This is a genomic window from Bacteroides sp. AF39-11AC (assembly GCF_003474285.1).
In the GTDB taxonomy this organism is placed as follows: domain Bacteria; phylum Bacteroidota; class Bacteroidia; order Bacteroidales; family Bacteroidaceae; genus Bacteroides.
Window position 1 is genome coordinate 94,392 of sequence record NZ_QROH01000012.1, and the last position, 16,347, is coordinate 110,738.

Genomic DNA, 16,347 nt, shown 5'->3' on the forward strand with positions numbered 1-16,347 from the left:
AAAAACACTAATCAACATCTTCCTGCTCATAGGGCAGGAGTTCATAAACATCATCAAAATAGCTGGTTCCCGAAGCCCCCGTCAACACAAAGCCACGCTTGCCCGTAGAGAAAGATACAGCATAGGCACGCGACGAACCTCCTGAACTTACATTGTGCACATTCGTAAGCGGCGTATAATCATCATCGGAGTCACCATACCACAAATCCTCATCAGGATCATACACCCAATAATCACTGGTCACGCCACTACGGGTTCCGGTAGCAATATACCCTCTTCCATCTATCACGAAAGATACAGTACCTAAGCGCGCTATAGCATAATCATCATCATAATCTTCATCGCTATTAGTATTGGCAATGTCACGCAACTGAGTCCAGTTGTCACCATCAAATTTCCATAAATCATCAACCAGCGTGTTATTGTTCTGTCCACAGCAGACATAAGCCACATCATCTATAACGAAAGCCGTACCATACCAACGCTTGTATCCCCCGAATCCATTTACAATTTCCCATTGTTTTCCGGCAGCGGCATTAGGATTAAAGCGATAGAAATCTTTCAGATAATTATCATTGAACCCCGTACCCACATAACCGTACCCTCCGATTGAGAAAGCCAATGCACCGAGACGTACACCACCGCCAAAGTCATCCCTCTGCGTCCAGGTATTCGTAGCGGGATCATACTCCCAGGTATCTGCCAGATATGTGGGCTCGGTCTTCTGAATACCGGTAGTAATGTATCCTTTGTCATTCAAGGCAAACGAAGCCGCACTATGGCGTCCCGCTGCCGCATCGGGCATATCGGCACATTGTGTCCAATAATCTCCATCCATATTGTATTCCCAAAGGTCTTTCAGATATGTCTTATTCGACCCACGATAGCCACAACACAGATAACCTTTATTTCCAATGGTGAAACTGCTGGCCTGTCCCCGCGCTACACCGTCCAAGTCCGATCTTCTCATCCATACACCCTGTGTGTATTCATCGTCGTCCGTACAACTGCCAGCCAGGCATCCAACCGCCAACAGTATCATTCCAAATAATAGTCGATTCATTTTTCTCAGAACTTATTTTGATTTACTATATTTTTGGTAGCAAAAGTAGGCTACAGGTACTTCATCAACAAATATAACCGACAAACGGCATTAAATTTCCGGTAAATACCTTTACCGATAAAACCTGCCCGATAGCCGATTTTAATAGGAAGATATAGAAGTTTCATTTTCCTTTGCGACGAAATATTATGAGTTACAATGAAAAAGTTATTGTATAGTCTGATTATAATGATCGCCGCCATCTGTGCTTGCCAGGATGAAAATTCAGAATTAGGACAAAGTCTGGTGAGTAGTTCTTTCTATAATGTATATGTAGATACTTGTACGGTGGACATCAGTACCATTCTTATGGACTCCATAGAGACCAGGGGAGACAGTATTTGTCAGCTGGGACACTATAAGGATGCCTCATGGGGTGAAGTCTCCGCCGCTTACTATGCCGAATACTCTAAAAACAGCTTTACCCCCAACGAGGATTATAGTTACAGCTTCGACTCGTTAGTACTGAGGATGACACCTTCCGGCAACTTCTGGGGCGATACCTTAACACAGCAACGAATATCTGTTTACCGACTAAAACAAGCCATCTATCTGGACGATGACGAAGATTTATACAACAGTACTATCCTGCCTACCGAAAGTATGCCTTTGTTCACTTTCACTTTCACTCCGAGCCCCGGACGAAAGAAGGAGTTAGAAATACGCCTGCCCGATGAACTGGGGAAAGAGTTACTGAATGACCTCGTAGCAGAAGAAGACTATTTCGACAGCCAGGATAAGTTCAAAGAAAAGTTCCCCGGACTGGCACTCATAGCCGAAAACAACGGAGAATGCGTCACCGGATTTATAGTGAATGATTCATCCATGGCCATCACCCTGCACTATAAGGAAGTGGCTAGTCAACATACGGAAAAAGAGCTGACCTTCAGTGTAAACACTGATTATGCCTACACCAGTATCCGCCACGATCGCACCAGTACCCCTCTCGCTACCATGGAAAGCGGAATAGAGAACCTTATTCACTCCGGCAGCTTGGGCAGACGGGCATATATGCAGGGATTGACGGGATTCTATAATCAGATAGAATTCCCCCATCTGAACAATTTGCAGGATGCAGGAGAAATTGTTTCCATAGAAAGCGCCACACTCTACCTCTATCCGCTGTCCGGAAGTTATAACAAGCTAAACCAACTACCGAAAGATATACGCCTTTACATCACAGATGAAAACAATGTATTGGAAGATTATGTATACGGCAGTGATGGTGTTACGGTACAGACCGGAAACCTGACAGTGGACGATATGTTAGGGCGGGATACTTATTATTCCTTTGACGTAACCGAATTTATCCGCAACAACTTCGGTACGTGGGGCATAAAACGGCAGAAGCTACTCCTGAGTCTACCAGAGAATGAAATGACAATGACTTTCAATCAAATAATCTTCACCAACGACCCCGACCAGGAGAGACAATGTAAATTAGATATCAGATTTAAAATATACAACGAAAAATGAAACATTACCACCGGATTCCCCTTATGCTGTGCAGCTTCTGTGCAGCAAGCCTCTCTGTCGTAGCCCAAAACAACACCAACCTGCCCACTTCCATGTATGGAGTGGGTGAACTGAGTACCAGTGACGGTGGACGTTATGCCGGAATGGGCAATATAGGTATTGCTCTGAACAGAACCGGATTCCAAAATACTCTGAACCCGGCAGCCATCACCCGAATGGATAGTACCTGTTTCATATTCGATGTCGGTGCATCGGTTTCATCTGCCCGTTATTCCTTTCAGAATGATCACAGCTCCAGCTTTATGGGCAATCCCAACCGCTTCAGCATAGGGTGCCGCATCTTGCCACGCTGGTATGCCATGATAGGCGCTGCGCCCTATAGCAGCGTAGGCTACATGATTCAGACCGAAGAAGAAGTGGAAGGTATGCCCGGAAGTTATACCTATTCCTTATTTGAAGGATCGGGAGGATTATACCGTTGTTATCTTACTAATGCCTTTGCATTGACCAAACGCCTGTCCGTTGGCGTAAATCTGGGTATCATACTGGGAACGGTAACCCAAAGCGAAACGCAAGAAAGTGCCATTGTGGAATACGAATCTTCCAAGCGTGCCTTTTATGCAGACTTCGGAATACATTATGAATTCAATACCACCGGCAGTCAGAAGTGGGCGGCAGGACTTGTGTTTGCCCCCTCCAGGTCAACCACGAAAACAATCTGACTTATAGCAATTCTTCCACCAGTGAAGGTGTCGATAAGAGTTATCATAGCCGGACGCAATATTTACCGATGCACATCGGCACCGGAATATCAATGACTACCGAACGTTGGGTGGCTACCGCCGATTATAATTATCTGGATTGGAGCCGTAATACCTCATCTTACACTTCCATAAAATACGAAAACCAGCACAAGTTGAACATCGGGGGAACCTATATTACCAATCCACGCCTCCCCCGCTCCACTGAATTAATGGGTGGAATAGGTTTAAGTAATTCGTATATAAATCTGCGGGGTGGAAAGATGCAATATCTGGAAGTGAGTGCAGGAGCAAGTTTTCCTATCCGGTACTCCTATCTTTCATTGGGTGCCACCTGGCGGAAACAGATCAACTCACGCAGTAGTCTGATGCAGGAAAGCCGATTTAGCGTAAATTTGAATATTACGTTTGGAGAAAGAATATCACGGTCAAAATTGAGGTAAGGGAATAATATTCTTCTGACGGGTTATGAACTAAGAAACAGGATAGCGGTGTATATTATTTACAAATGATATATATTCCTAAAATAATCGTATACTGAACCTAATTCAGTCGTATAGTGAATGCCATTCAGTCGTATACTTAATAGGGTTCAGTCGTATACTGAATAGGGCATGGTTTAACAATGCTGATAATCAGAAAGTTACAAAAGCCCACATTGCTATTGATAAATTCTGACAAATCCCTGCGATATATAGCGCAGCTACTTTATCTCCCTATCACTTTACCACCTTATCACTCTTTTATTCCTTTCTGTATCATATGAGTCAATTTCGGCAACGAACATTGAAACAGGCTAAAGGACAGAATAGTCAGAAATATAGTTTTTCAACTTCTTCCGGTACACCTCTCCGATAGGGATACTTCTTTTATCCAGAGCAATTTTACTGCTCTCTATGATACGTATGCAATCTTTACGAATAATAAACGAGCGGTGCACACGTATAAATTCATCAGAAGGTAATCTCTCCTCCATATATTTCATTGTACACAGGCTCAGTACAGGCTTTGGTTCATCTTTACTATAAATCTTCACGTAATCGCCCAACCCTTCGATATAAGATATTCTGGATATATCCAGACGGAAAATGCGATTGTCGGACTTCACATAAATCACTTTAGGCATTTCGGACTGTGATGTATCGGCCTGAGACTTTTCGGGAACGACAGTAAACGACATCCCTGTTTCACCTTTCAGGCTGAACCAGCGCGAAGCCTTATTCACCGCTTCAAAAAAGACAGGAAAATTGATTTCAGATATCAGATAATCCAATGCATCCAAGCGGAAGCACTCGGCGGCATACCGGGGGGTATCTGCAATAAAAATGACACGGGTGGACGGAGAAAGCAGTTTACTGAATTCCATTCCGTTGATTCCTTCCATTTCTTCCTGCCCGATTCCTACAAAGTAAAGGTGTACCTTGTTGTCATAATAACCCTTCAATGCCTCAATGGGATTACTGTACTTTCCACACAAAGAAAGAAAGGGTATTTTGGCTATGAACACTTCCAGTTGTTCACTCACCTGTCTGTCGGCATGCAAAATAGCACAAGTCAAATTCATCATCATTTCTCTTATTTTTAGAAATTAGACGAACGACTTTCCGGAAGACTGCAAAAAGGAAATCGAGAATTAATATTTCTTCACTTCACTTAAACGGTTAGTAAGAGTTTTTATGAACAAATCTTCCTTCACCGGAAGCAACACAGCACATTTTTCTTTCGTCCCGTACTTCACCAGCACATAGCGCATCACGGCGAAACGTCCTATTTTCATGGAAGAGGCACGCTCTACAGAAATAATGTCCTTCAGGAGTATTTCCTTTGAACGTGAAAAACGACCATAAAAGAGGATAAGCTTGTCATCCGTCGTCAGTGTATAGGTGGTATGAATAAGACGCTCAATAGCAATAATGAGCAGAAGCATAAAAAGAATAGTCATAATGGCATGTTTCATCCACATTTCATGAATGGTAATAGCCGTTGTTATCAGCAAAAATAGATATTGCCCCGCAGCAATGCGGGCATGAAAGATACGATTCATTGACTCTGATTTTTGCTGCTAAGATAGGTATTTTTACGAAACGAAGTGAGTTATTCTTCCAATATCTCCCTTAGTTTGTCACCTAACAGCTTTACTTCCTCCAGTCTCATTTTCCAACATACCGATTTACGGAACATATATACCTGCTCGGCAGGCAGGCAAAACAAGTTCTCTATTTCTTCTACAGACTGTCCAAGGGAGACCAACATACAAAGCAGTTCCTCATCTTTCGTAACACCGGGAACCAGTTCCTGTACTTTCCCTATAAAGTCCGGATAATGGAAAATAAAAATTTCACGGAAAACAGCACCACGCGCTCCGCAAAGCATATCTTTCGAAGCATAAGGCGAGTCTTCGGAAATCATTTCTATCAAAGCCCTACTGATCTCTTTCATACACAATCGGGATATTTTTTCCACTTTATTCATTGTCGGTTAGTTTTCTATTAAGCTACAAATTTGCAGAAACTATAAGATTAAACCATAAATAGCCAATATACAATCCAATATACAAAAATGTATCTTCCTCATTATCAATTACAAATAAAAGCCATAAAATATAGATATCATTTCTTTTTTTTCCAAATGGAATTGTATCTTTGCCCAAACAAAGTAAGTTTTTAGAATCATGAATATAGGAAAACCACTACTCTTGCTCTTACTATTTGTAGGAGCCTGTACTACTGATTCACATTCTCCAAACACAGAAGATGTCGGACAGTGGCAACAAACTGCAGAAAAACTCACCACATTACTAAAAGAGGAAAAGTTCCGGGAAACCGAAAATATGACTAAAATAAAGTTAGCGGAATTACTGGAAAATATAAATAATACAGAAGAGAATGATACACTGATTAAGTATGCCCGGGAAATACTTACCATTTCTTACTACAACTACTTAAAAAGCAAGCAAATTCGTTCCGGCATGGAATATATGGATAGTCTCAGCCAGATTCCATTCATACAAGAGAACTGCAAACATGAACTGTTATCTGCCCGGGCAAGTCTGCACCAGATGCATGGAGACAATGAACAAGCCATCGGGTTGGCCAATGAATACCTGCAACTACCCGACTATGAAGATGCCAACCGTTTTATCCCACAAGCTGAAATGATCAGCGGAGTTTATATCTATTCCGGAAACGACATCCCCCAAGCCATCCGAATATTGGAAAAAGCCATGAAAGCTTACCGACAAGGAGGAGAGTACCGGAATATGCTTCGCATCATGTCACGACTCGGTATTTATTACCGCCTTATCGGGGAATATGAAAAGGCTATTGCCATCAATCAGGAAGCCATCAGCAGTTATACCGACAGCATACCGCCCCAAAATATCGTAATAGCCTATGGCGAACAAGCCAACCTTTATGCAGAACTGGGTATGTACGACCGCGCCCTGCAACTGAATGCGGAAGCTCAACATTACTCGCTTCTGAAAGACAGTTTCGGGCTGGGTGACCTCTATCGCTACCGGGCATCCATATTCAGCCAGATGAAGAATAAGGACTCTATATTCTATTATTTAAACCAGGCTGAGAAGATATCAACTCTGCAAGGCAGTTTCAAAGGAGTATTTGTGAACAAAGTTACTACAGCAGAAGCCTATCTGGAGTATCCCGATTCTGTGCAGAAAGCACTAACGCTTGCATTAAGTATCTGCCCGGACAGTTCCCGCATGCCACAATGGGCCAAGTATGAGCTGGAACTTCACTTAGGACGGGCTTTATTGCAAACAGGAAAAGCTACACAAGGAATACCTCTGATAGAGAAAGCCGCACAAGGTTTTATAGGCATGGATATGAAATCCAGAGAACAAAAGGCCAACGACATACTTATGGACTACTATCTGGACATGAATATGAAGGATGCATTCATCCGTTGCTATAAACGCAGCCAGACTTTTACGGATTCGCTGAATTCAGCTGAAAAGATGCGTGCTGTTGCTGCTGCCAATATCCGGTTTGATACTGAACGGAAAGAAAAAGAAAATACTTTGCTCTCGGCACAAGTGAAACTGCAAAAGCAACAGTTATTCTATAATATATGTATTTCTATCGCCCTGCTGTTAATACTTATCATCTCCGTTGCCTACTTCATAAGCAAACGAAAAGCCAATCGCTTACTTTTGGAAAAACATAAACAGGAAATAAAGAAATTAATCACCCGCCAACAAGAATTGAACCGCCGTAATGAGCAGTTGACCGAACAGATAGAGCAGGCAATGGCTACCAATAACCTGACTTCTATCCGTCAACTGACCGGTCAGAGCCTCCTCAGCAAAGAGGATGAAAATGACTTCAGACAATCGTTTGCAGCAATATACCCGTTCTATCTACCCAAATTACGGGAATATTATCCGCAACTTACCCGCAATGAAGAGTTGCTTGCCATGCTCATCTGCATGAACCAAAGTACGGATGAAATAGCTCTGATTATGGGTATTAACCGTAACAGTGTCAACGTGATACGCTCGCGTATGCGAAAGAACATAGGACTTGCCAAAGAAGAGTCCCTGGATGAAGTTGTTAAACAGTTCTTATCATAATTTTGTGAATTAATATACGGGAAAAGTACAATGAAACTACTTATTTCGTAGCTTTGCAGTACTTAAACATACAAAATATGATTAGAGAGTTCGACTTTTTAGTAATTGGTTCCGGTATAGCCGGCATGAGCTTCGCTCTGAAAGTAGCTCATAAAGGTAAAGTAGCGCTCATCTGCAAAACGGAATTGGAAGAAGCTAATACATTCTTCGCACAAGGGGGAATCGCCTCAGTAACCAATACACTGGTAGATAATTTCGATAAGCACATTGAGGACACCATGATTGCGGGCGACTGGATCAGTGACCGTGCCGCCGTAGAAAAAGTGGTACGTGAAGCACCCGGACAAATCAAGGAACTGATAGAGTGGGGAGTAGAATTTGACAAGAATGACAAAGGAGACTTCGACTTACATAAAGAAGGCGGACACTCTGAATTCCGTATTCTGCATCACAAAGACAATACAGGTGCCGAAATACAGGAAAGCCTCATCAAAGCCGTAAAGACGCATCCTAACATTGAGATATTCAACCGTCATTTCGCCGTAGAAATCATCACCCAGCATCACATGGGAATTATTGTAACCCGCCATACTCCGGGCATCAAGTGCTACGGAGCTTATGTGCTGAATGAAGATACGGGCGAAGTGGATACTTTCCTTTCCAAAGTGACGCTAATGGCTACGGGAGGTGTAGGTGCTGTTTACCGCAACACTACTAATCCGCTGGTTGCTACCGGAGACGGTATTGCCATGGTCTACCGCGCCAAAGGTTTCGTGCAGGACATGGAGTTCATTCAGTTCCACCCCACAGCGCTTTATCATCCGGGCGACCGTCCCTGTTTCTTGATAACGGAAGCAATGCGCGGATATGGTGCCGTATTGCGTAATATGGGTGGTGAAGAGTTTATGCAGAAATACGATCCGCGTCTTTCTCTTGCCCCGCGTGATATCGTGGCACGTGCCATCGACAGTGAAATGAAGCAGCGCGGTGACGACCATGTATATCTGGACGTTACACACAAAGATCCGGAAGAAACCAAGAAACATTTCCCGAATATCTACGAAAAGTGCCTCAGCTTAGGCATCAATATTACCAAAGACTATATCCCGGTAGCTCCTGCCGCACACTACCTCTGTGGTGGCATCAAGGTAAACCTGAACGGAGAGTCTTCCATCAATCGCCTGTATGCCGTAGGAGAATGCTCTTGCACAGGTCTTCACGGAGGCAATCGTTTAGCTTCCAACTCTTTGATTGAAGCAGTTGTTTATGCCGATGCCGCTGCCAAACATGCGCTAAGCGTACTCGACCGCTATGAATTCAACCACGAGATACCGGAATGGAACGCCGAAGGAACAGTGACCAACGAAGAGATGGTGCTTATTACTCAAAGCATGAAAGAAGTGAACCAGATTATGGGAGCCTATGTAGGCATTGTACGTAGTGATCTGCGCCTGAAACGTGCCTGGGTACGCTTGGATATGATATATGAAGAGACGGAAGATCTTTTCAAGCGTAGCAAGGCATCCAGAGCTATTTGCGAACTGCGTAATATGGTTAATGTCGGTTACCTGATTACCCGTCAGGCAATAGAACGCAAGGAAAGTCGCGGATTACATTATACGATTGATTATCCGCACGCAAAGAAATAGTATAAGCGCCTCCCCCATGAGGGTATACTGCTTATAATGCAAAACGCCCGGATGTTTCTTCAAGCGAAACACCCGGGCGTTCTTTATCATAGAAATAAGAATTTCTTAATAGTTTTCTTTCTTCACTTCGAAGTAAGCCTGCGGATGCAAGCAAGCCGGACAAACTTCAGGAGCTTCTTTACCAGTGAAGATGAAACCACAGTTACGGCATTGCCATACTACTTCACCTTCCTTAGCGAATACTGTAGCATTCTCGATATTATTTACGAAAGCCAGGTATCTTTCTTCATGACCTTTTTCAGCAATTGAAATGTTGCGGTACATAGCAGCGATTTCATAGAAACCTTCTTTTTCTGCTACGTCAGCAAAGTGGGGATAGTCCAGAGACCATTCTTCGTGTTCACCGGCAGCAGCTTCTTTCAGGTTATCCAGTGTAGTGCTGATAACACCGGCAGGATAGCTTGCTGTAATTTCTACCATACCACCTTCCAAATACTTGAACATACGCTTAGCGTGTTCTTTTTCCTGGTCAGCCGTTTCAGTAAAGATAGCAGCAATTTGTTCGTAACCTTCCTTCTTAGCTACACTTGCAAAATAAGTGTAACGCATTCTTGCTTGTGATTCTCCTGCAAATGAAGTCAACAGATTCTTTTCTGTCTGAGTTCCCTTAACACTTTTAGCCATAGTTCTTTTTCTTATTTAGTTAGTAAATTACGTATCAATTGTCGTTAGTCATTCTTATTAACAACACAAAAATAAAGATTTTGTTTGGTATTTACACACTTTTTATTCATTGTATTTATCTATGAAGGCATAGATAAAACCTATTTCCGGAAATATAATTCAGGAAAAACTTTATCTTTGTATTTGGTAAACATAAATACTTCCGACTATGAAGACAATAACTAAATTATTAATTCTCTCATTCATAATGATGGGAATTACAGCTTGTTACACTTCTATTCCGCTATTACTTCTTTTTCTACCACAACCTCTTCTTCACCAGTGTATAGATTTACAATCTCAGCTACTTCGGCTGCTGTCTTCGGCTTCACAGTAATACCTTCTTTGGTCTGCTCAACATACGCCATACGTCCATCGGGTAGATAATAAAGATAGTCAACGCACACGCTTCGACGCCCTGTGGCACCGGATTTACCATCTATGGTAAGTATTGCATTATGATAGAACAGATAGTTTTGTCCCTTGAATTCAATGATTCCCGGGTGTATGGTAAAGCTATTTTCTGCCATTCCTGTCAAGACTCCACGATAGGTCCATGGACCATCCATACTTGGTGCCGTGGCATAGCTAATGGTTTCACGCCCCTTACCCATCGATGCATACGTCAGATAGTAAAGATTTTCACGCTTATGAATCCATGGTCCTTCCACAAATTTCGGCATTTTAAGAATCTCTATGTTTCCATCCAGTTCTGTCATATTGGGTTTAAGTTTCACTAAAAAGCAGGTACCATTGCCCCAGCTCATCCATGGTGTGCCGTCATCATCCACAAAAACGGTCGGATCGATATCGTTCCACCATCCACGAGAACCGTTAGGAGTCATATCATCTGTAATAAGCGGTGTACCCCGAGCATCAATGAAAGGTCCCGTCGGATTATCTGACACGGCAACGCCTACTACTTTACTATTATATGGCGCACCCGCCTGTACCGTTGTATAATAATAGAATTTCCCATCTTTCTCTACAACCTGGGAAGCCCATGCTTCGCCAACTCCCCATGAGAAATCCGTAGGCTTCAGCACACTTCCATGATCGGTCCATGTTTTCATATCTTTTGTTGAATAACACAGCCATTCGGTTATGTTAAAGTCCTGTCCTTCTTCAGCCTCATCGTGCCCCACATAGAGGTACAGTCTACCATTATGCACCATAGGCGCCGGGTCAGCGGTGAACTTATCCGTCACTATCGGATTACCTTCCGAAATAAACTTCACTTCATTACTTTTCTCACCGCAAGCGGATAAGATCAGATATAAACTAACAATAAAAAGAGTGTTTCTCATGATAAAAACAATTAAGTAAGTAATTCTATTTTTTATATTCTCACTGAATCGGTGTAAATTTATAAAGAAGTACCCCATGGGCTGGAACATTGAGAGGCAATGGCTTCCGTCCTGTATCCAAGGTTCTTATATCCTTTTGTCTCCAAAGATCACGCACAGTTTGTTTACCCGTAATATTCAGTTTATCAAAATCACGGAAAGAGATATCCGCCTTTTCGCGGTCGAAATTACAGAAACCAACCGCCTTACTGCCATCTTCAAGTTCTTTCACATAAATACGTAATTCCCCTATTGAATATACACACGTGGCTTGTTTACCCAAAGGATCCTGATTAACAGCTATCACCTCATTGTTAGTCAGCAGACTCAGGGTAAAATCATCCATTTTCTCCAAGTCACAACCTATCAGAAGCGGTGCAGAGAATAAACTCCAAAGACTGAAATGGAGATACTGTTCATCAGGTTTAAGCTTGGTTTGGTGAGGATTTCCCCAACCTACAATACCAAGAACCAGCATGTCCGGATCATTCCAGTTACCGGGTTTCGCCCATGCGGCTGCACGGTCTTGAGAAAGAGCGATGCCTTTTACACTTTCCCAAGTATCGGTGATATCGTTAGTCGTACGCCAACACTGGCCTCCAACGTCATCTCCCCATTTCCAGACATCTCCCATACCATACTGACACAGGTTATAAACAATGTCCCTGGGCTGCTGACGCAAATAATCCCCCATAATCTTAAATGGCTTTCTACCGGCAATTGAATCCCCTCCCCCTTGAAACGCCAAGGAAGACACACTGTAAGGATCCTTATCTAAATCACGGTCAAGAACTCCCCCGTAACTGCACCAGTCATATTTCAAATAATCAAGCCCCCATTTACCATACATATCGGCATCTTGCTTTTCATAACCATAACTGCCTACGCAACCTCCGCAAGTCCACGGACCGGGTGAAGAATAAATACCCACTTTCAATCCAAGTGAATGTATGTAGTCCGTTAACCCTTTCATATCAGGAAATTGGGCATTAGGTATGATATTACCTTGATCGTCACGCAACCGTCCACCTCTGGTCCGGTCGTTGGGATCTCTGTGATGTTGCCATGAATCATCTATATTGATATAAGTCCAGCCATAATTCACTAAACCACTTTCAACCATAGCTCTTGCCGCTTGCTTCACTTTCTCAGCCGAGACTTCATGTCCGAAGCAGTTCCAACTGTTCCATCCCATCGGCGGAGTAAGAGCAATTCTGTCACCACACTCAATACGAAGTTTTCTTTCTGCCGTTCCCTTCACATTTTTCGCCTGCAAAACCACTTCAAATGTACCAGCCTTGGTTAGTTTACCTGTAATCAGACCCGTCTCCGGGTGAATCTCCAATCCTGCCGGTAATCCCTCTGCTGCAAATGTCATCGGACGATCGCCTGTAGCCGCTATCTGATATTGGAATGGGGAACCGGGACGCACTCCAAACACAGAAGCCCCATTAATTCTCGGCGTCGCGGGAGCAGGTGGAGTCAGTATATAAGGTTCCGTAGCAATGAATTTAAGTGTAGGAAAACTCTGCTTTCCTTTTGATATTATCTTTGCATCCGCCCAGTCAGCATGGTCATAGTAAGGCCCGTCACCACCATCAGCTACAATCAGCTCAAGTCTTTTGACTCCATCCAATGAAACCGAACATAATTTAGGCGTATCTCCTGCCTTTACAATCCCACTCGTCCAAAGCCTGGCTCCATCTCCTATTACAATAAATTCGGCAGACGTCTTATGCTCGATGATCTCATCATCCAGCCCTACCTGAGCCGTAAATGATACGGCTTTGCCATCCAATTGAATTGCTATTTCACTGACTGAATGGGTACCCACTCCACGTTCAAACGTTTGTCCTCCGATTGTCAGGGGTTTACCATCAACCGATTTATTTTTCATGGCTACTCCATGACCTTGAGTCATAGCTGTCAGATCCAAATCATCAAGCCACACAGTATGGGATTGACCACATCCTGTAGTAATGGACGCTATTACAAACCCTACGAGGGCCAAAAACTGTTTCATATTATTCTTCATATTTTAAGATATTTCCAAATCATTGCCTTTTAAGAAACACTACAGTGATATCACCATTGATTTTCCCTCATAAACAATGCTCTTGTTTACTTTTGACTGATAAATTCCAGTGCCCGATTCCGGCGTTACAATTACAATATTGAAAGCCATTCTTTCCTTCATTCCTGCAAACGAGCCTTTTCTGTCACTGATAGTAAGGGTCTTATCCGAATTATTCCATTTCAGATCAAACGTGCTGAACTGACCTTTCTCATAATTGTAATTGATTCCTTCGTCTTCATAAACAGAATAAGAACCATCAGCCCCCGGATAAATACGGATTTCCCACGGTTGTTCCGTCTCCTCAGCTGCATACTGTTTCTGAGGTCCTAACGGTAATATAGAACCCGCTTTCACAAATAAAGGAGTCTTCATAAGATCCACATTTACATCTGTGAATATACCTCCCTTATGAGGTGTACCATTCCAGAAATCTACCCAGCCGGCCGAACATTCCGGAAGATAAACCTTCATTCGGTTAACACCACTTTCTACCACCGGAGCCACCAGTATAGAAGGTCCGAACATGAACTGATAGTTTTGTTCCAGTGCAAAACGGTCTTCAGGGAAATCCATCACCAACGGACGCATCAAAGTAGAACCATTGAATGAAACCGCAGCATTTTGTGAATAGATATAAGGAAGAAGCCTATAACGTAAATCCAGATATCGGGCAATGATATGTTCCACCTTTTCTCCATATCGCCACGGCTCGGTATTACTCATATAGCCATGCACACGCATCAGTGGGAAAAATGTTCCTGCCTGTATCCAGCGGATCAACTGTTCATGATATCCGGTATTTGTATACTGGTCGCCCGGACGGAAGAACCCACCTGCATCATAAGTCCACCAAGGCAGCCCTGTCGCCATCTGTCCCAATCCCCCTACGATTTGCCGACGTAAGGTTTCCCAGTCATGCCCTACGTCTCCCGACCATGTGGCGGCTGCATAACGTTGCATTCCTGAAAATCCACTGCGAGTAAAAATCATAGCTCGCCTGTCTGGATCATCCTGACGTAAACCTTCATAGATTGTCTTGCTAACATACATCGGATATACATTCCGGTAAACCTCTCCCGGAGTTTGTTCACGATTGATGCGACGGTTCTGCAAATCATCATTCTCCGGTTCAGTGGCATCCTGCCACCAGGCGTCAATACCATATTTCAATAATCCGGTACGGAAATTCTGCCAATAGAAAGCCGCTGCATCCGGATTGAAAAAGTCAATCCAGTCACTGCCCGGTATGTAATATCCCTTTTCCTTGGCTTGCTTTCCCACTTCGGACTGAGCATCAATTTTAGACCATACAGAGATCATCAGACGCACATCCATCTCATGAAGTTCCTTCATCATACTTCCCGGATCAGGATATCTGTCTTCATCAAACTTCATGGCATTCCAGCCATATTTTCCCCAATATTGCCAGTCCTGTACAATCATATCGATAGGCAATTTCCGTTTCCGGAATTCACGGGCATTCTCCAGCAATTCCGCCTGAGTATTATAACGCTCCCGGCAGTGTATATATCCCAGACTCCACAAAGGCATCATGGGGGCAGGTCCGGTCAGTTCCCGATAGCTGGCGATCACTTCATCTCCGTTACCGGCAAAAACCGTATAATCTAACATTTGGGCAACCGGAGAACGGAATACAGTCTCTTCTGAAACAGGACGCCAATATAACACAGGCTTGTCATTACGTTCACCTTGCACTTCTATATCGTGCTTACCGGCTGTCAGCTCCACAATGGCAGAAGTAGTGGGAGGCAACCATAAATTATTGACATCCACAATCTTTTGTCCGTCGATAACCAGATAATACTTCCGTGCCATTCGTTGTCCCACATCCAGCAACAAAGAATAGCTACCGGAACGAGGTACTTCCACCGAAGCTGTAAACGAATAGGTTTGTCTGGTTTCCCTTACATTTCCACTCGTACCGGTGGTATTTACTGTAACAGCCTCTCCACTTGCATTGGCGGGAGTCAACTCGACAAATTTATCTGCCGGATTAAAATCCGTCAACCCATAGTTATTCCACAGCAGCCCATAGCCTTTACTTGAAAGAATAAAAGGAATAGAAATCTGTGTATTCACCTGCGTCAAGCGCCGTGTCAATCCCCGGATATTTAGATAACCGTCCTGAAACTGCCCTGTACCGTATATATATTCATCTTTCGGAGAAACAAAGTGCTGTTCCACCTGATAGGTAGGTTCATCCTGTACAGAAGAAGCTTTCATGAAACGCCCGTCAACTTTCTCTTGAAGAATGATACGCTTACTCGCATCTTTAAAAGTCAAAACTTCCGTACCTTTATCGAATTCCACTGAAATTCCATCCATAGATAAAACCAGTGATTGCTTATCTTCTGTAACTTCATATTCAGGAACAGGAAGCTTTTCTGTATAGATAAGTTCTTCTATAGGCGCCGAACCCGGTTGGGAAAACTGTACCCGGACAGCATTCTGATTTAATGGTATCAGCGAAAGCAATCCCTGTTTCAGTTCAAGAACGACTTTCTCTTTTTGCTTTGAAGCACATGCCGTATTCAACAAAACAACACAGAACAACAGGATGATTCCTGTTGTTCTGATATACTTCCTTTTATTTCTCATAGT

Annotated in this window: 11 protein-coding genes and 1 pseudogene; 4 read left to right on the plus strand and 8 right to left on the minus strand. The window is 43.2% G+C overall.

The window, feature by feature from the left end:
* Positions 1–7 precede the first annotated feature (7 nt).
* Positions 8–1,063 (minus strand): kelch repeat-containing protein, encoded by a 1,056-nt coding sequence (locus DW036_RS22665; protein WP_118466309.1) that lies wholly within the window; start codon positions 1,061–1,063, stop codon positions 8–10.
* A gap of 198 nt (positions 1,064–1,261) precedes the next feature.
* Between DW036_RS22665 and DW036_RS22670 the strand changes: the two genes are divergently transcribed.
* Entirely contained in the window at positions 1,262–2,578 is a 1,317-nt protein-coding gene (locus DW036_RS22670) for a DUF4270 family protein (protein WP_118466310.1), read from the plus strand.
* Positions 2,575–3,782, plus strand: a pseudogene (locus DW036_RS26280) (hypothetical protein). Before DW036_RS22670 ends, DW036_RS26280 begins: the two are co-directional and overlap by 4 nt.
* A 353-nt stretch (positions 3,783–4,135) precedes the next feature.
* On the opposite strand, the gene DW036_RS22680 reads toward DW036_RS26280, so the two are convergent.
* From DW036_RS22680 to DW036_RS22690, 3 genes are all read right to left on the minus strand, one after another.
* Positions 4,136–4,909 carry a LytTR family DNA-binding domain-containing protein gene (locus DW036_RS22680; protein ID WP_118420763.1) on the minus strand — a complete coding sequence of 258 codons (774 nt, stop codon included), beginning with the start codon at positions 4,907–4,909 and terminating at the stop codon, positions 4,136–4,138.
* Positions 4,910–4,972: 63 nt separating this feature from the next.
* Positions 4,973–5,383, minus strand: coding sequence for a PH domain-containing protein (locus DW036_RS22685; RefSeq protein ID WP_022393165.1), 411 nt, complete (start codon positions 5,381–5,383; stop codon positions 4,973–4,975).
* A 50-nt stretch (positions 5,384–5,433) separates the two neighbouring features.
* Positions 5,434–5,778 (minus strand): helicase, encoded by a 345-nt coding sequence (locus DW036_RS22690; RefSeq protein WP_233560526.1) that lies wholly within the window; start codon positions 5,776–5,778, stop codon positions 5,434–5,436.
* Positions 5,779–6,010: 232 nt separating this feature from the next.
* Here DW036_RS22690 and DW036_RS22695 point away from each other — a divergent pair, with 232 nt between their 5' ends.
* Positions 6,011–7,930, plus strand: a complete 1,920-nt coding sequence (locus tag DW036_RS22695; protein ID WP_022393167.1) for a tetratricopeptide repeat protein — start codon at positions 6,011–6,013, stop codon at positions 7,928–7,930.
* A gap of 77 nt (positions 7,931–8,007) precedes the next feature.
* Positions 8,008–9,579, plus strand: coding sequence for an L-aspartate oxidase (gene nadB / locus DW036_RS22700; RefSeq protein ID WP_118466311.1), 1,572 nt, complete (start codon positions 8,008–8,010; stop codon positions 9,577–9,579).
* 105 nt (positions 9,580–9,684) lie between these two features.
* Here nadB and rbr read toward each other — a convergent pair whose 3' ends face one another.
* From rbr to DW036_RS22725, 4 genes are all read right to left on the minus strand, one after another.
* A complete protein-coding gene (gene rbr, locus DW036_RS22705; protein ID WP_007216470.1) occupies positions 9,685–10,263 on the minus strand; it encodes a rubrerythrin in 579 nt (192 codons plus the stop codon).
* Between the two features lie 275 nt (positions 10,264–10,538).
* Positions 10,539–11,609, minus strand: coding sequence for a glycoside hydrolase family 43 protein (locus DW036_RS22715; protein WP_187374669.1), 1,071 nt, complete (start codon positions 11,607–11,609; stop codon positions 10,539–10,541).
* A gap of 40 nt (positions 11,610–11,649) precedes the next feature.
* Complete coding sequence (locus DW036_RS22720) at positions 11,650–13,683, minus strand: NPCBM/NEW2 domain-containing protein (RefSeq protein ID WP_118466312.1); 2,034 nt, start codon at positions 13,681–13,683, stop codon at positions 11,650–11,652.
* Between the two features lie 39 nt (positions 13,684–13,722).
* The gene (locus DW036_RS22725; protein ID WP_118466313.1) at positions 13,723–16,344 is read right to left on the minus strand and encodes a TIM-barrel domain-containing protein; all 2,622 of its coding nucleotides are present in this window, start codon (positions 16,342–16,344) and stop codon (positions 13,723–13,725) included.
* Positions 16,345–16,347: the final 3 nt, after the last annotated feature.